This window comes from Modestobacter marinus, from assembly GCF_019799945.1.
GTDB lineage: Bacteria > Actinomycetota > Actinomycetes > Mycobacteriales > Geodermatophilaceae > Modestobacter > Modestobacter marinus_B.
Map to the genome: position 1 here is coordinate 19,046 of NZ_JABGCH010000039.1, position 17,835 is coordinate 36,880.

A 17,835-nucleotide genomic window follows, 5' to 3' on the forward strand; every position below is an offset into this window, starting at 1 on the left:
CTAGTGTCACGACGAATCGACACGGGGGTGGGGCGTTATGGACGTCTTCAAGGTCCACGAGCAGGTCATCGCGGACTACCGCGCCTTCACGTCCGGCTTCGTTCGGGTCCGGGACGAGCGCATCACCGAGTTCGTCGACCAGCAGTTCGCCGAGGGCGTCCAGTGGCCCGACCCCTGGCTGAGCCTGAACCCGTCCTTCGCATCAGGCGGCTCCGTGCCCGAGCTGGTGGGCAAGGGGCTCCTCCACCCGGAAGCCGAGCGCATCTTCCGCCGTAAGTCGGATAAGACCGACGCCGGGCGCGATCCGATCGTCCTGCACCGCCACCAGCGCGAAGCCGTCGAGGTCGCGCGCTCCGGCAAGAGCTACGTCCTGACGACCGGCACGGGGTCGGGTAAGTCGCTGGCCTACATCATCCCGATCGTCGACGCCGTCCTGCGCGACCGAGACGCCAACGGTGGACGCCGCCAGCCCGGCGTCAAGGCAATCGTCGTCTACCCGATGAACGCCCTGGCCAACTCCCAGGTCGGGGAGCTGGAGAAGTTCCTGCGCTTCGGCTACCCCGAGGGCGGCGAACCGGTCACCTTCGCGAGGTACACCGGGCAAGAGAGCCCCGATGAGCGGCGCCGGATCCTCGCCGAGCCTCCGGACATCCTGCTCACCAACTACGTGATGCTCGAGCTGGTCCTCACGCGACCCGACGAGCGCAAGCACCTGGTCCGGGCCGCGCAGGGCCTCCGCTTCCTCGCGCTCGACGAGCTCCACACCTACCGCGGCCGCCAGGGCGCCGACGTCGCCATGCTCATCCGGCGCCTCCGCGACCAGTGCGCAGCCGACGACCTCCAGATCGTTGGGACCAGCGCCACGATGGCAAGCGCCGGGACGACGGCTGAACGAAACGCCATCGTCGCCGACGTTGCGACCCGACTGTTCGGCTCGGAGGTCACCCCGGAACGGGTCATCGGCGAGACCCTCACCCGGGCCACGACCGCGACGAACCCGACGACCGAGCAACTCCGCGCAGCCGTTGCCGCGGCGCAGGGCCCCGAGCAGACACGCAGCCACGCCGAGTTTGTCGACGACCCGCTCGCCGGCTGGATCGAGACGACCTTCGGTCTCGACCACGAGCCAGGAACGGATCGGCTCGTCCGCCGGGCGCCCACCACCCTCCCCGAAGCTGCTACCACCCTCGCCGAGCTAACCGGGCACACCGAAGAGGCCTGTCGGACGGCATTGCGTCGGGTGCTCGAAGAGGGCTCCCGCGTCCGCCAGCCGGTCATCGACCGTCCGGTGTTCGCCTTCCGGCTGCACCAGTTTCTGTCCAAGGGCGACACCGTGTACGTCTCCCTGGAGCCGGAGGACAGCCGGCACATCACCGGCACGTACCAGGTGACGGTCCCGGGCAGCCCGGAGAAGGCCCTCTTGCCGTTGGGCTTCTGCCGTGAGTGCGGTCAGGAGTACCTGGTGGTCGCCAAGGTGAAGCAGGGCGGTGGCAGCGCCCTGGTCTCACGCCGGGACGTCGACGCCAGCGGCGGCGACAGCATCACCGGCTACCTGTACGTGTCATCCGACCTGCCCTGGCCCAACGATCCCCTGGCCACCGGACGGCTGCCCGAGTCGTGGCTGGTCACCGACCCGGACACCGACCGGATCGAGATCCTCGACAGCAAGAAGAAGTACCTCCCGGAGAAGGTCTCCGTGCTGCCCGACGGCACCCTGGACAACGCCGGACTGGGGCTCCCCGCGTGGTTCGTGTCCACTCCGTTCGCCTTCTGCATGCGCTGCGGCGTGTCGTACGAGCAGGTGCGCGGACAAGACTTCGGCAAGCTGGCCACGCTCGACTCCGAGGGGCGGTCCAGCGCTGTCACGCTGCTCAGCGCTTCCATCGTCCGGCACCTGCGTTCTGTGCCTCTCGATGACCTCGACGCGGACGCCCGCAAGCTGCTCACGTTCGTGGACAACCGGCAGGACGCCAGCCTCCAGGCCGGCCACTTCAACGACTTCGTGCAGGTCAGCCAGCTGCGGGCGGCACTGCACGCAGCACTGGAGAAGGCGGGGCCAGAGGGGCTGACTCACGACACGATCGCCGGCGCGGTGACCGACGCACTTGGCCTGCAGACCGTGGACTTCTCCGCCAACCCGCAGGCGAAGTTCAGTGCCAAGGCGGCCGCGGAACGAGCGCTGCGCGCCGTCGTCGAGTACCAGCTGTACGTCGACCTCCAGCGAGGCTGGCGGGTCACCATGCCCAATCTCGAGCAGACCGGCTTGCTTCGGGTCGACTACCGCGACCTTAAGGAGCTGGCTGCAGACGACGAGTCTTGGGCCGGTACATATCTGCTCGACCAGATCTCCGCCGCTCATCGCGAAGAGCTGGGCCAGATCCTCCTCGACGAACTCCGGCGCGTCCGCGCCATCGACGTCGACTGCCTCGCGGAGGAGGGGTTCGAGCGGCTGCGTAAGGAGTCCCGCCAGCAGCTCATCGAGCCGTGGGCCATGTCGGAGGACGAGCGGTTGGTCGAGGTCGGGCACGCCGCTCCGCGCCCATCCAAGCCCGGCGGCCCGCGCGGCCGCCTGGCGCTGACCGGGCGCGGCGCGTTCGGTCGCTACCTGCGGACGGACGCGGCCGGGCTGCCCGGTGTGGTCAAGACCGAAGACGCGAGCAAGGTGATCATCGACCTGCTCCGCGTGCTCGCCGAAGCCGGCCTGCTCATCCAGTCCGACGGCCCGGACGGGTCTGAGTACCGGCTGCGCGCGGCGGCACTTCGCTGGGTCGCGGGTGACGGGGAAGCCGGCGCCCCTGACCCGCTCCGGAAGAAGTTCCAGGGCGAGGCCTCTGCGCGAGTCAACCCCTTCTTCCAGGACTTGTACAAGGAATTGGCTGCAGGCTTCGCCGGCATGCACGCCAGCGAGCACACCGCCCAGGTGCCGCAGCGGATGCGCCTCGACCGGGAGGACGCCTTCCGCACGGGAGACCTGCCGCTCCTGTACTGCTCCCCCACCATGGAGCTGGGCGTCGACATCTCCAGCCTGAACGCCGTGGGACTGCGTAACGTGCCGCCCACCCCGGCGAACTACGCCCAGCGCTCCGGGCGTGCGGGTCGCAGCGGGCAACCAGCGCTGGTTCTCACGTACTGCTCCACGGGCAACGCGCACGACAGCTACTGGTTTCGCCGGTCCCGCGACATGGTCGCCGGCTCGGTCGTGGCACCTCGCCTCGATCTCACCAACGAGGACCTCATCCGGTCACACGTGCACGCCATCTGGCTGGCCGAGACCGATGAGTCGATGCACTCCTCCATCACCGACCTGCTCGAAGCGGACGGCGACACCCCGACTCTTCGGTTGCTGCCCAACCTGTGGCAGGCACTCTCGGACTCAGAAGTCACACTGCGGGCAGAGCGCACCGCCCAGCGAGTGATGGCTGACCTGCGTCGGACCTGGCAGGCCACCGGTGGTGAGCCCCCGTGGTGGAGCGACACGTGGGTCCACGACCAGGTCAAGCACGCCGCCCGGTTGCTGGACGAGTCGTTCGACCGCTGGCGTCAGCTCTTCCTCGCCGCGCTGATCGAGTACCACGAGCAGCACAAGCTCGCCATCAACGTGAAGTCCAGCAGGCGTGATCGGCAGCAGGCCGAACGTCGCCGGGCGGACGCGCGCAACCAGCTCATCCTCCTGCGCAACGAGGACCGGGAGGTCGGCGCCACCGACTTCTACTCCTACCGCTACCTGGCCAGCGAGGGCTTCCTCCCGGGCTACTCGTTCCCCCGGCTGCCGCTGGCGGCGTACATCCCGGCACGGCGCGGTGTGAAGGTCGATGGCGACTTCATCCAGCGCCCGAGATTCCTGGCCATCAGCGAGTTCGGGCCTGGCGCGCTCATCTACCACGAGGGGGCTCGGTACGAGGTCAGTCGCATCCAGCTCCCCCGCGACCCGGGCGAGACCAACAGCAGCGGCGCGGTCACCGAGACCGCCAAGCGGTGCGAGCACTGCGGCTACCACCACCCTGTCGTCGTCGGCACCGACACCTGTGAGCACTGCGGCGCACAGCTGGGCGTCTCCCAGTACGGCCTGCTGCGCCTGCAGACCGTGTTCACCCGTCGGCGCGAGCGCATCAGCAGCGACGAGGAGGAACGCCGCAGGTCCGGGTTCGACCTGGAGGTCTCCTTCCGCTTCCCCGACCGCGGTGGGCGTCCGGGTTACACCAAGGCGGAAGCGGTCGTCGATGGCCATCCGGTGCTGGAGCTCGTGCATGCCGACGCTGCCGTGATCCGCATCGCGAGCGTCGGCCGCCGGCGTCGGAAGAACCCCAGCGATCGGGGCTTCTGGCTCGACCTGCGAGAGGGCCGTTGGCTTTCGGAGACCAAGGCGACCGACAAGACGGTCGACACTGAGAGCCTCGACGCGGCAGAGGACGTCGCCGCGAAGGAGAAGGTCACGCCTTACGTCGAGGACCGTCGCAACGTCCTGGTCGTCCGCCTGTCTGAACCCGCCTCGGAGACCGTCACCGTGACGCTGCGCGCCGCCCTCGAGCGTGCCGCCGAGGCCACCTTCCAGCTGGAGGACTCCGAGCTCGACAGCGTCGAGCTCCCTGACTCTGAAGACCGCGGGCGAATGCTGCTGAACGAGTCCGCCGAAGGTGGCGCCGGTGTGCTGAGCCGTCTGCTGGAAGAGCCCCGCAAACTGGCGGACGTCGCACGTACGGCGCTGGAGCTCATCCATTACGACCCCGACAGCGGAGCTGATCTCGGTCATGCCCCTGGCGCTAGGGAGCGGTGCGAGAAGGGCTGCTATGACTGCCTGCTGTCCTACGGCAACCAGTACGACCACAGCGCGATCGACCGGCACGAGATCGTCCCGCTGCTGCGCGAGCTGCTGAAGGCCGACGTCACAACCGGCGCTGGGGAACGCGACCGGTCGGAGCAGCAGGAGTGGCTCAACGCCCTGTCGGACTCCGGCTTGGAACGCCGGTTCGTCGACTGGCTGCAGGAGAACGGCCACCGCCTGCCGGACGACGCGCAGCAGACGGTCAGCGCCGCCAATGCCCGGCCCGACCTCGTCTACAACCTGCCCGGCAACCCGGTGGCCGTGTTCATCGACGGTCCGCACCACGACGACGCGGTGCAGCAACTGCGCGACGCGCAGGCGGCTGAACGGCTCGAGGACCTTGGCTGGGCCGTGGTCCGCGTGCACCACAGCGAGGACTGGGCGGCGCTCGTCGGCCGCCACACATGGATCTTTGGACCTGGAAGGACTGCACGTTGAGCATCCCCGAGAAGACCGTCGACTTCGCCGTCGGCGGGCTGGTTCGCGCCCGCGGCCGTGAGTGGGTGGTGCTCCCGAACACGACTCCGGACTTCCTGCTGCTGCAGCCCTTGGGCGGCGGACCGGACGACGTCGTAGGCGTGTTCCCCGACGAAGGCGTCGAGCCGGCGACCTTCCCGGTCCCCGCCGCCGACGACCTGGGCGACGCCGCCTCGACCGAGCTGCTGCGCACGGCACTCCGGGTGGGATTCCAGTCCTCCGCCGGCCCCTTCCGCTCGCTGGCGGGGATCAGCGTCAGCCCGCGCAACTACCAGTACGTGCCTTTGATGATGGCCCTGCGTCAGGACACGGTCCGGCTGGTCATCGCCGACGACGTCGGCATCGGCAAGACCATCGAGGCCGGCCTGATCGCGGCCGAGCTCCTCGCCCAGGGAACCGTCAAGCGCATGGCGGTTCTGTGCTCGCCGTCGCTGGCCGAGCAGTGGCAGCGCGAGCTCCGCGAGAAGTTCGGGATCGATGCCGCGCTGGTCCTCACCAGCACGGTCAAGAGCCTGGAACGCGGGCTCATGCTCAATGAGTCGCTGTTCGACCGGTATCCGCACGTCATTGTCTCGACCGACTTCATCAAGTCTGACCGGCGCCGGCATGAGTTCGTGCTCCGTTGCCCGGAGCTCGTCATCGTCGACGAGGCGCACAACTCCGTCGCCGGCAGCGCCGCTGGACAGCAGTCTCGCCACCAGCGGTACGAGCTGCTCAAGTCCCTCGCCGCCGACGCGAGCCGCCACCTCATCCTCGCCACTGCGACGCCGCATTCCGGTGACGAGACGGCATTCGCCAACCTGGTCGGTCTCTGCCACCCGGACCTCGCCGCGGTTGACCTCGGCAGCACGGCCGGGCGGACGTTGCTGGCCCGGCACTTCGTGCAGCGTCGGCGTGCAGACATCCGCCACTACCTGGACGAGGACACACCCTTCCCCCGCGACAGGGAGACCAAAGACGTCCCCTACACCCTCAGCCCGGCCTACCGCGACCTATTCGAGGACGTGCTGTCCTACGCCCGAGAACAGGTCCGCGACAGCGTTTCGGGTGCTCGCAGCCGCGTCAGGTGGTGGTCGGCGCTGGCGCTCCTTCGCGCCATGGCATCCAGCCCCCGCGCGGCCGTTGCCACATTGAGCACGCGCGCGTCGAACGCTGATGTCGCGAACGCGGCGGAGGTCGACGCACTCGGCCGCGCGGGCGTTCTCGACAGTGCGGACGACGAGACGCTGGAAGGCCTCGACATGACGCCCGGCGCGCTCGTGCACCAACCCGAGGAGCTCGAGGCCACGAGCGGTGCCGCGGAGCGCCGGCGCCTGTCCGCCTTCGCGCGTCGAGCCGCGGAGCTCGAGGGCGTTGACCAGGACCGCAAGCTCGCGCTGGTCATCAGCCAGGTCAAGCAACTGCTCGCGGACGGCTTTGCGCCGATCGTCTTCTGCCGCTTCATCCACACGGCCGAGTACATCGGCGAGCACCTCGCTGCCGCACTGAGCGGAAAGCGCGGAGCCGACGTCAACGTCGGCGTCGTCACCGGCCTTCTCCCTCCCGCCGAGCGAGCGCGTCGAGTGCAAGATCTGGTCGAAAAGCCGGGCCGGCACGTCCTGGTGGCTACCGACTGCCTCTCCGAAGGCGTCAACCTGCAGGAGGCCTTCTCCGCTGTCCTGCACTACGACCTCGCCTGGAACCCCACTAGGCACGAGCAGCGCGAGGGCCGCGTCGACCGATTCGGCCAGCGCCAGGACGTCGTCCGCGCGCTGACGCTCTACGGTGAGGACAACGGCATCGACGAGATCGTCCTCGAGGTGCTGATCCGCAAGCACCGCGCGATCGCCAAGGCCACCGGGGTGGCCGTTCCCGTTCCTGGCAACGGTGACGGGCTGATCGATGCGCTGGCCGAGGGCCTGCTGCTGCGCAACCGCCACCCGGAGCAGCTGACGATCGACCTCGACCTGGATCAGCGCACCATCGACTTCGACGCTGCGTGGCAGTCCGCCACTGAGAAGGAGAAGGCGTCCCGCACTCGGTTCGCGCAGCACACGATCAAGCCGGACGAAGTGGTCACGGAAGTCACCGAGATCCGTGAGGCCCTCGGCGCCCACGGGGACCTCGAGCGCTTCCTGGTGCACACCTTGCGAGCCCTCGGCTCCACGGTGACCACGGTGGACGACGGCTTCACCGCCGTCCTCGGCACGCTTCCACTCGGGCTGCGACACAGCCTGCCCGTGGGGGTTCGTGACCCGCTCCTGTTCCGCGCTGAGCCACCCGCTGGTCGTAGGGAGGCGGTCATCGCCCGCACCGATCCGACCGTGCAGGCCATCGGTCGTTACGTCCTGGAGAGCGCCCTCGACCGCGCGGTGCCCGAGCGCGACCGTCCTGCCAGGCGAGCCGGAGTCATGCGCACCGATGCAGTGCAGACCCGCACGACCTTGTTGCTCGTCCGCTTCCGCTTCCAGCTCACCCTGCCGACCCCGGACGGCGTGCATTCGCAGGTTGCGGAGGACGCCCGGGTCCTGGCCTTCGAAGGGGCGCCGAGCAATGCGGTCTGGCTCTCCGACGAGCGCGCCGAGGTCCTTCTCACTGCAACCCCGTCCGGGAACGTCCCCGCCGATGCAGCTCGACTCGCCGCCGAGCGAGTTCTTAACGGGCTGCCGGAACTAACGACGTACCTGGAGCAGGTTGCCGACGAGCACGCCGACCGGCTGCTCGGTGCGCACCGCCGCGCCCGCCTCGGAGCCGGTGCCGTGCGCCGCGGTCTGTCGGTGACCGCTCAACGCCCCGTCGACGTACTGAGCCTGCAGGTGCTCCTGCCGGCTGTTGGGAGCAACGCATGACCGGCTCGTTCATCTCCGTGCGTGTGGGCGGAGGCCTGCTTCCGTCTGACGTGTTGTCGGCGGTGCTGGGCGGCAGTCTGGACGGGCTGCGCTCGACCGACTATCACCTGGCCGGGGAGAACCCACGGGAAGCCTCCGCCCGGGTGTGGACTCATCTGCTTGGCGTGTACCGGCGGTTTCGCGATGACCTGGCCCGGCTGCCCGAGGGTGATCCGGCGGTCGGGTTGACGCGCGAGCGGTGGCTGACGGTGGTGCTCAGCGAGCTCGGCTACGGCCGGGTGCCGGTGACCGGCACCGGCGGGCTCACCGCGGGAGACAAGCAGTACCCGGTCAGCCACCTGTGGGGCGCCACCCCGATCCACCTGCTCGGCTGGGGGGTGCCGCTGGACAAGCGCACGCCGGGTGTGCCGGGTGCCGCGCAGCGGGCTCCGCACGCGATGGTGCAGGAGCTGCTCAACCGGACCGATGACCACCTGTGGGGGGTGATCTCCAACGGGCGGGTGCTCCGTCTGCTGCGGGACTCCACCACCCTCACCGGGCAGGCCTTCGTCGAGTTCGACCTGGAGGCGATGTTCGACGGCGAGCTGTTCGCCGAGTTCGCCTTGCTCTTCCTGTTGGCGCACCAGTCCCGGGTTGAGGTCTCAACCGATGGCGTGCTGTCGGACTGTTGGCTGGAGCGCTGGCGGACGACGGCGATCAGCCAGGGCGTGCGCGCCCTGAATCTGCTGCGCGATGGCGTGCAGGACGCCCTGGAGACGCTGGGCACCGGCTTTCTGCAGCACCCGGCCAACGCCGCGCTGCGCGAGGGCCTGGCCAGCGGTGCGCTCCGGCTGGAAGACGTGCACGCCGCGCTGCTGCGTACCGTTTACCGGCTGCTGTTCTGGTCTGTCGCCGAGGACCGCGACGCCCTCCATGCCCCGGACGCCCCCCGGGAGACGCGGGACCGCTACGCCCAGCACTTCTCGTCTGGTCGCTTGCGTCGGCTAGCTGTCCGCCGGCAGGGCAGTGCCCACGACGACCTGTGGCAAGCCGTCGACCTGGTGCTGAATGCGCTTGGTCGGCAGGACGGCGAGCCGCGCCTCGGCCTGCCCGGGCTGGGAGGCCTGTTCACCACCACCCAGGCCGACGTGCTGGCCGGCGCCCGCCTGGGCAACCAGTCTCTGCTGAAGGTGATCCGGTCCCTGTCGGTGGTGCAGCCCAAGGGCCAACCGCGCCGGCTGGTCGACTTCCGTCACCTCGGCGCCGAAGAACTCGGTTCCATCTACGAGTCGCTGCTCGAGCTCGTCCCCCGTCACGACCCCTCCCGGCTGGTCTTCACCCTGGAGACCCTGGCGGGCAACGACCGCAAGACCACGGGTAGCTACTACACCCCGAGCGACCTGGTCGACCTCGTCCTGGACAGCGCCCTGGATCCGGTTCTCGACGATGCGGAGAAGCAGCCCGACCCCGAGCAGGCGCTGCTCGCGGTCACCGTCTGCGACCCGGCAATCGGCAGCGGCCACTTCATGGTCGCCGCCGCCCGCCGCATCGCCAACCGCTTGGCCATGGTTCGCACAGGAGAGGTCGATCCCACCCCGGCGGATTCTCAACAGGCGATGCATGACGTCGTGGCGCGGTGCATCTACGGCGTTGACCTCAACTCGATGGCCGCCGACCTGGCGAAGGTCAGCCTCTGGCTGGAGGCGATGACCCCTGGCCAGCCGCTGTCCTTTCTCGATCATCACATCAAGGTCGGCAACGCCCTCCTCGGCACCACACCCAGGCTGCTTCACGCCGGCATCCCCGACGCCGCCTACGCGGCCCTCGGCGACGACAACAAGAAGACCGTCACCGCCTGGAAGAACCACAACAAGAAGCTCCGCGACGGACAGCTCCAGCTACTCTCGGAAGCAGGCATTCCGGTCGGCAACGAAGGTCTCCGGATCGCCGCCGAGGAGATCGCCGAGCGTGCCACTGACGGCCACACGCTCGCCGACATCGCGTGGGCTGCGCAGCGCTACACCGTCGGCCAGTCCTCCGAGACCGCCATCCGTGTTCGACGTACCGCCGACGCCTGGTGCGCCGCCTTCCTCGGCCACAAAACTGCAGATCACGAGCCCATCACCCACGCCACCCTCGAGCAACTCAGCGCCGGCATCGCGCCACAGCACGTTACCGAGTCAGTAGACGCTCTAGCAGTTCAATACCGACTGTTCCACTGGCACCTCGAGTATCCCGAGGTTTTCCGCGTGCCCGGTGACGAACCCGCCAACACCCCCACCGGCTGGACCGGCGGGTTCTCCGCGGTGCTCGGGAACCCACCTTGGGAACGCATCAAGCTCCAAGAGCAAGAGTTCTTCGCTTCGCGCGACGCAAACATTGCCGAAGCCAAGAATGCCGCCGCCCGCAAGAAGGCCATCGCCATGCTGGCCCAGTCCCAGCCGGCGTTGCTGAGAGAGTTCAATAACGCCAAGCGTCAGTCAGAGGCCGCCAGTCACTTTCTTCGCACTTCAGGCCGTTACCCCCTCTGCGGAGTCGGCGACGTCAATACCTACAGCGTTTTCGCCGAGCACTTCCGCGCGACCGTAGCCCCCACTGGCCGCTCAGGCATTATCACGCCAACAGGTCTAGCCACAGACGCAACCACCGCAGCTTTCTTCGCAGATACGCTCAAGGCATCTCGTCTCGCCTCCTTCTATGATTTCGAAAACGAGGCGAAGATCTTCCCAGGGGTTCACAACCAACTTCGGTGCGCAGTCACCTGCATGACGGGCGGGGAAGAAGTTAAAGATGTTCGGCTGGCCTTCTACACTCGTCACGTCTCGGACGTACAGCAACGCCGCTTTTTTCTAGCGTCCGATGAAGTGCTGTTGATCAACCCCAACACCGGCACCCTGCCTGTCTTTCGGAGCCGGAGAGATGCCGAGATCACCCTGGATTGCTACCTACGTCACCCGATCCTGCATCGCGAAGACGAGGTCGACGGTAACCCCTGGGGTCTGCGCTTCGCTCGCCTTTTTGACATGGCCAATGATTCACAGAACTTTGTCTCCGAAGCAGAACTCGCAACCAATGGTGCGGAGTATGAGGGCTGGGCGTGGACGACGGCAACGAAGCGATGGCTCCCGCTATATGAAGCAAAGATGTTGTCGCACTGGAATCACAGGTATGCCACCTACTCAGGCGCAACCCAGGCACAACTGAACAAAGGCACTCTTCCGCACCTTGACATCGATCGGTTGGACGACCCAAACGTTGAGCCCATGGCTCACTACTGGGTCGCAGAGGGCACAGTGGATGCCGCGATCAGCCCGGCATGGACTAGGAAATGGTTCTTGGGCTGGCGAGACATTGCAGGCGCAAGTAACGTTCGAACGTTCATCCCAAGCGTCCTGCCGCGAAGCGCTGTAGGGCACAAATTTCTCCTCGCGATGCCCTCACCCGCACAACTTGGTCCACTTCTGCACGCAGTATGGTCGAGTCTGATCTTTGATTACATCAGCCGCCAGAAAGTCAGCGGAGCCAGCATGACTTATACGACCGTGCGGCAGCTAGCATGTCCTCGACCCGAGGCGTTTGAGTCGGTTCCCGAATGGGCCACGGACAAGTTCGCCGACTTCGTTCGTCACCGAGTCTTGGAGCTTAGTTACACATCCTGGCAACTGAGCACTTACGCAGCGGACATAGTTGGAGCCGATCCGGGCGCGCCATACCGATGGATTCCTGAGCGACGCTCACAGCTTCGCGCCGAAGTTGAGGCGGGGATGTTTCACCTCTACGGATTGTCTCGTAGCGACGTTGAGCACGTCCTCGAATCCTTCTTTGTCCTTCGCAAGTACGAGGAGCGGGACCTTGGCGAGTTCCGCACCATGCGAGAAATTCTGGCCGCCTACGACGCCATGGCCGAGGCCGCCCGCAGTGGCGTGCCTTTCGTCAGCCCCCTCGACCCACCTCCCGGGCAGGGTCCGCGACACAAGGAGCGCATGTGACCGCGGAAGCGCTTGAGTCGCCGATGCTCTTCGAGCCCGGTCAGCCGGTCCAAGACCCAGAGTGGGTGCTGCGGTGCCGCAGGCGGCTGCGCGCGGCGCTCGAGGTGCTCGAGGTGCTGGCCGAGCAGGATCGTCCGCTGAAGTACAGCGAGCTGCAGGAGCTGACCGCGCGGCGCGTGCCGCTCAACGACTACGACGCGTCGGTCACTCAGAGCGGTTCCGTGCGTGCGTGGACCAACCTCGGCTGGAACCTGACCACTACCTATGAACACGCCGGCTGGCTGCACGCCACGTCGGACGGCGGGTTTCGGTTGACGCGGGAAGGTCGCGCAGCGCTCGCGAGGTACCCGGACCCGCTGGAGCTGTACGACGTAGCCGGCCAGGCGTACGACGACTGGGATGCTGCGCGCAAAGAGGTCCTGCCCGAGCTGCAGCTCTCCCCCGCCGACGTCCTTCACGGGGGCTCGGGGACCGCGCACGCGCTCCGCGCCGTCGCGCCAGTGCTCCTCGCATGGCAAACCAGCGGATCGGCCTTCCTCACCGACACGTCGGTCTGGACTCCGGCCACCACAACGGCGCTGCTCGAGTACCTCGAGTCGGCACCGCAGCCCACGCCTGCCACGCTCCCCGGACTCATCGGCCTGGCCCCGCGGACGTTGGCTTCAGAAGCACTCGTTCTGCTGGTCGGTCCGCTCAGCGACATGGTCGGCAGCACCAAGCGCAGCCGGGTCCGTAACCCGCTCATCCCCGCAGAGGATCCGCCCGGCTTGCCGTGGCAGTTGTCGGCCGACCTCGAGCAAGGGTTTGTGCACGGCGGGAAGGCCCTGATCGCCAGCCCCGTGGCGATGCTGACCTCGTGCATCCGCATCCTCGACCACTGGTGGCAACAGCCGCAGGGAACCCGTGACGCCGCCTGGTCGGATCCCTGGCTCTTCCGCGATCTCGTCAGCGGCGTGCCGGCCGCCGACGATCGCATCGCCTCGCTGCTTTGCCTGCTCGCCCATCATGCGTCGTTCACCACGCTGCTGCGCCGGGCCGACCGCGAGCAAGTAGTCGCGGCCTTCAACACTCATCTCGAGGCCCCCTCCGGCGACCTGGAACGAGACCTCAAGGCCATCACGCTGAGCCTGCAGGCCGAGCAGGGTGGCAAGCCGGTCCGCTTCGACACCGCGCCGTTGTTGCAGCAGTGGAGCCAGGATGTCGACGGGGGCCGCGCCTGGCTGGTCCGCGGCGAACTCGACCAGCAGAACCGCGTACCGGCCTGGGTCAGCCAGGGCCGGGTGACCCTCACGGTCGGACGGCTGACCCACCTGCCGGCGGAGCCCACCCAAGATGCGGTGAGCACCCTGGTCGATGAGCGGTACTCCGACTGGCAGGTGGTCAAGCGTGAGGCCAAGAAGCGCGACGTCCTCGCCTTCGTGCTGGGGATGCAGCCCGGCGACCTCGTGGCCACCGTCGACGGCGAGCAACTCCGCCTCGGACGCCTTGAGGACAGTCCGGCCGCTCTGAAGCAGATCGGCGGCTCCATGCTCCTCACGCGACCGGTCGCCTGGAGCGCCGATTCCACCCCGTCCGTGAAGGACCTGCCCGGATCTGTGCGCACACGAGTGCGGTTCAAGGGCGAGGACGTGCTCGACCTCACCGAGATCAACGCCGCCCTTGAAGCGCTGGCCGAGGTGGACGAGGACCTGACCGGCCCGGTCGACCTCGAGGACGACGACCTTCTGATCGATCCGGAGGTCGTGGTCACCGAGGTTCGGCCGACCGTGCCGGCGGTTCTCGAGTGCGACGTGGACGCACTGGCCGAGTCGCTCCACCACGCCGACGCCAGTTGGGTGAAGGAGCTGATGATCAGCCTGAACGAGCGCAAGCAGGTCGTGCTGGAGGGCCCTCCGGGTACGGGGAAAACGTTCTTGGTCCAGCGCCTTCTGGAGGCGTGCGGCGTCGTCGAGGGCCAGTCCGCCCTGGTGCAATTCCATCCCACGTACTCCTACGAGGACTTCGTCGAGGGCTTCCGCCCGGTGGCGACTGCGGACGGCACCGGAGCAGCGCTCACCGTGCAGCCCGGGCCGCTCAAGCGAATCGCCGACGAGGCCAGCAAGGCGCCGAACAAGCCCTTCGTCCTGGTGATCGATGAGATCAACCGGGCCAACATCGCGAAGGTCTTCGGGGAGCTCTACTTCCTCCTCGAGTACCGCCAGCAGGAGATCGAGCTGCTGTACAGCGCAGGTGAGCGCTTCAGCCTGCCGGACAATCTGTTCATCATCGGAACGATGAACACAGCGGACCGTTCAATCGCCTTGTTGGACGCCGCGATGCGGAGGCGGTTCGTCTTCCTGTCGATGGACACGTCCGAGCCGGCGCTCAGCGGCGTGCTCCGGCGGTGGTGCGAGACGAACCGGCAACCGACGGCCGTCGCCGATCTCTTCGACCGCCTCAACAAGCGGATGGGGGAGCGAGGACTGGACCCGTCGCTGGCCTTCGGGCCGTCCTACTTCATGCGACCGAACGCTGGGGAGCCGGCGGCGCTGGACCGTCTGTGGCGACGTGAACTCCTACCGATGCTGAAGGAGCACCACTACGACGCCCAGGACCAGCTCGCGACCTGGTACCCGTTCGCGAAGTGGATGACCGAGGTGGGCCTCGCCGCCGCGCCACAGACTGAGGGCGCCGAGGGTTGAGTCGGGAAGCACTGCAGCACCTGTCCGAAGGCCAAGTGCTGACCGGGGTCGATCTCAACCGCGCTGAGGCGGTTGCGTTGAGCGGCACAAAGCTCGTCACCGCCACGCCTGAGAGAGACGGGTGGAAGGTTGCGGCCGGCCAGTGGGTGGGGGCGGTTCGCTGCGGTGACCTCGAGGTGCGGGTGGCCCCGAAGGTCGGCGCGGTCAAGGTCCTTCAACTGCTGGCGCGCGCGAACGGCGTCCGCAACATGCATGTGGACGCCGACCGACTGGGGCTGGCCGACGACGCGGACCTCAGCACGGTGTTGGCGGTCCTGTTCGAGCGGGAGGCGCAGACGGCTCTGGCGCAGCGGCCGCAGCGGGGTTACCGCACGGAGGACCAGTCGCTGCACGTCGTCCGGGGACGGATCCGCCTGGTCGACCAGGCGCTGCGCCGCTTCGGCGTCGTGACGCCGATCGAGGTGACGGTCGACGAGTGGACGCTCGACACGGACGAGAACCGGCGTCTACGGGCCGCGACTCGGGTTCTGCTGAGCCTGCCCGGACTCCCCAAAGCGACGCGTGGCGGACTCCGCCGAGTCGACCGCATGCTCGCGGAGGTCAGGCTCGCTCCTCAGGGAGTTCGTCTACCGCCGTGGACACCCACGCGACTCAACAGGCACCTCCACCGGCTGCTGTATCTGGCCGACCTGGCGCTCGGCGGGGGGAGCGTCGAGCACCGGGTCGGTGACGTCGTCGCCCACGGCTTCGCGCTCAACATGGCATGGGTGTTCGAGGCGCTCGTGGCGCAGATCCTCAAGGAGGAGTGCCTGGCCGTCGGCCCGGGCCGACTGCTCGTGCAGCAGCAGTATCCGCTTGACGAGGACGAGCGCATCACAATCAAGCCGGACCTCGTGGTCGTCGACGGAGCGGACGTCCTTGCGGTCGGCGACACGAAGTACAAGCTGCTCGGTGATGGCGGTGCCTTCCCGAACGCCGACGCCTACCAACTCATCACCTACTGCCTGCGACTCGGACTGACGACGGGCCATCTCGTCTACGCCGGCGAGAACTCCGGGGAACCGGATCACTACGCCACGCGCGGGGCCGGCATTGATTTGCGCCTCCATTCGATCGACTTGCGTTCCCCCCTGCCTGACGTCGAGGAGCAGGTCAGGAGCCTGCACCGCGGGTTGGTTCACAGCCTCGACAGTGCTCCCACACGATGATGTCGAGTGCCCGGAGGGCCGTCATGCGCCGCCCATCCGACGTCTCGTAGTCCCTGGCCAGTCGTTGCAGCCGGTCTCCGTGGGCTCGGAGGTCCGCTTGGATCAGCGGCCAGAACAACCATGGCTTCCCTGCACTCACGCCGTAGTAGCTAGCGACCTTGCTGTCGAAGATCGGCACGAGCGCTGGGCGCTTCCTGTGCAGTACCTTCGTGACCTTCGACGCCTTGATGTGCGGAGTCGAGTCGCTGGCATGCAGCGCAGCCCGGACGAGTGACCAAGGGCCGACATCAGCGGTCAGGTCCTGGTCCTGGAACAGAGCAGTGGCCGCTTCCTCGTCCGACACGACCTTCGCCATGGCGTCGCGGAGAACCCGGTAAGGGCCGTCGGGTCGGTGCATCTTGATGACGTCCCGACCGCGGAGCGGCGCATCGAGCCAGTGCCGGCGCGAAGAAATCGTCCGGTTCAAGTTGTGCGGAATCACCCAGTCGGTCATACGTCTGCCACGCCCGACCGCCCGCTGGGTCGGCGTAGTCGCGCAAGTGTGTCTGCGCACAGGGAAACAACTGCTCAACACTCGACAAAACGAACCTCACAAACGGAAGGGGAGATGGCGCGAGATGGCGGGTGAATGATCAGCCGAGGACTAGGTGTACTGACTCGGGACCGGAAGTAGGGCCTGTTGCACCCCATCGACTCCTAGTTGTGTCGGCCGGTAGCCCGCCCGCATTTCCCCGAGTTGTTCGAGCAGCTTCCCCGTCCTGTCCTTGACCCATCGCGAGTTCAACGGGGAGAAGATGTTCTGGAATCGTGAACTGCCGCCTGCGGCCTCTACGGCGTCCTCGATGGCGTTGTACAGGCCGGCGATCAGCTCGGCCTGCTCGGTGATGGCGGCCCGCAGTTCGAAGACGTAGGCTTCCAGCCCGGCGTCACCGGCGACAGTCAAGTGCCACAGCCGCAAAGCCTGGAACTGCACGAGGGCCCGGTTATCCCGTTGCAGGTCGTCGAACACTGCCTGCAGTTCACCGCTCTCCAGCTCACCGAGCCGCGTTCGACGGTCCTTGACCGGCTTCTTGCGCAGCTCCTCGAGCTCCTGGCGCAGTGCCTTGGCCTCGAGCGCGGACCGGGCCTGGAGTCTCCGCACATCCTTGTTGACCGGAGCCAGCTGATCCCACATGGCCCTTGTCAGCGTCCCCGTCGATTGAGCCGCCCGATAGACCTCGAGAATGACCCCACGGATGGCTTCTCCGTCGGCCTCACGGTCGCGTTCGGCCGACCGACCAAGTGCATCCACCTGCTGAGACACGGCACCGATGGCCTTCTCGATCCGTGCGAGCTGCGCCTGCGTCGCGATGGCGCTCAGAGCGCCGGTCACCGAACTGGCCGTCTGAAGCATCTGCGCCGGCTGGAAGCGGATGACGTGCGTGAACGTCCCATCAGTCCCTCGCAAGACACCGAGAGCCGCTCCCGAGGCGTCCTTGATCGTCTGTAGTTCGCGCAGACGTCGCGTGGACTCAGGCGTCAACCGGACCAACAGTCCCGCTTGCTCGGACATGGCGAGCCCGGCCTTGACCAGGGCATCGACGCCGACTGCCACGCGGGCGAGGTCGCGAGGAACTGACGCCACCACCTCTCCGTGCTTGTGTGCCGCGGCCGGGTCACCAAAGAAGATGAGCTCGCCCACAGTGTCGGTCGGGTAGACCAGCGCGTCCCCTGCAATCAGGTCATCGAGGCCCCCGTCCGCGGAGAAGCAGGCACTCAGATCGAGGCCGGTCTCCGTCACTGACGGCGCTCAGATGAAAGTCCCCAGACCTGCTCACTGAATTTCCCCACCCGTGGAGCTCCGCCGGAGAC

7 protein-coding genes are annotated in these 17,835 nt (G+C 67.4%); 5 read left to right on the top strand and 2 right to left on the bottom strand.

Annotated elements, in window-relative coordinates; genetic code table 11:
• The first annotated feature begins 37 nt into the window (after positions 1 to 37).
• Genes HK417_RS22020 through HK417_RS22040 form a run of 5 tightly spaced genes read left to right on the top strand, consistent with a single transcriptional unit; the run spans position 38 to position 15,984 of the window.
• Positions 38 to 5,260 carry a DEAD/DEAH box helicase gene (locus HK417_RS22020; RefSeq protein ID WP_222271956.1) on the top strand — a complete coding sequence of 1,741 codons (5,223 nt, stop codon included), beginning with the start codon at positions 38 to 40 and terminating at the stop codon, positions 5,258 to 5,260.
• A complete protein-coding gene (locus HK417_RS22025) occupies positions 5,257 to 8,127 on the top strand; it encodes a helicase-related protein (protein WP_222271957.1) in 2,871 nt (956 codons plus the stop codon). Before HK417_RS22020 ends, HK417_RS22025 begins: the two co-directional genes overlap by 4 nt.
• Positions 8,124 to 12,095 carry an Eco57I restriction-modification methylase domain-containing protein gene (locus HK417_RS22030; RefSeq protein WP_222271976.1) on the top strand — a complete coding sequence of 1,324 codons (3,972 nt, stop codon included), beginning with the start codon at positions 8,124 to 8,126 and terminating at the stop codon, positions 12,093 to 12,095. The genes HK417_RS22025 and HK417_RS22030 overlap by 4 nt, the downstream gene beginning before the upstream one ends.
• Positions 12,092 to 14,776, top strand: coding sequence for an AAA family ATPase (locus HK417_RS22035; RefSeq protein WP_222271978.1), 2,685 nt, complete (start codon positions 12,092 to 12,094; stop codon positions 14,774 to 14,776). Before HK417_RS22030 ends, HK417_RS22035 begins: the two co-directional genes overlap by 4 nt.
• A gap of 35 nt (positions 14,777 to 14,811) precedes the next feature.
• Positions 14,812 to 15,984 (top strand): McrC family protein, encoded by a 1,173-nt coding sequence (locus tag HK417_RS22040; protein ID WP_222271981.1) that lies wholly within the window; start codon positions 14,812 to 14,814, stop codon positions 15,982 to 15,984.
• Here the strand turns inward: HK417_RS22040 and HK417_RS22045 are convergent.
• Both HK417_RS22045 and HK417_RS22050 read right to left on the bottom strand, forming a co-directional pair.
• A complete protein-coding gene (locus HK417_RS22045) occupies positions 15,929 to 16,477 on the bottom strand; it encodes a DUF6308 family protein (RefSeq protein WP_222271983.1) in 549 nt (182 codons plus the stop codon). The genes HK417_RS22040 and HK417_RS22045 overlap by 56 nt on opposite strands.
• A gap of 150 nt (positions 16,478 to 16,627) precedes the next feature.
• Positions 16,628 to 17,764, bottom strand: coding sequence for a hypothetical protein (locus HK417_RS22050; RefSeq protein WP_222271985.1), 1,137 nt, complete (start codon positions 17,762 to 17,764; stop codon positions 16,628 to 16,630).
• Positions 17,765 to 17,835 lie beyond the last annotated feature (71 nt).

What these genes read in the sequence shown, in the direction of transcription:
- HK417_RS22020 (WP_222271956.1), top strand. Translation starts at nt 38, where the DNA reads ATGGACGTCTTCAAGGTCCACGAGCAGGTCATCGCGGACTACCGCGCC.
- HK417_RS22030 (WP_222271976.1), top strand. Translation starts at nt 8,124, where the DNA reads ATGACCGGCTCGTTCATCTCCGTGCGTGTGGGCGGAGGCCTGCTTCCG.
- HK417_RS22045 (WP_222271983.1), bottom strand. Translation starts at nt 16,477, where the DNA reads ATGACCGACTGGGTGATTCCGCACAACTTGAACCGGACGATTTCTTCG.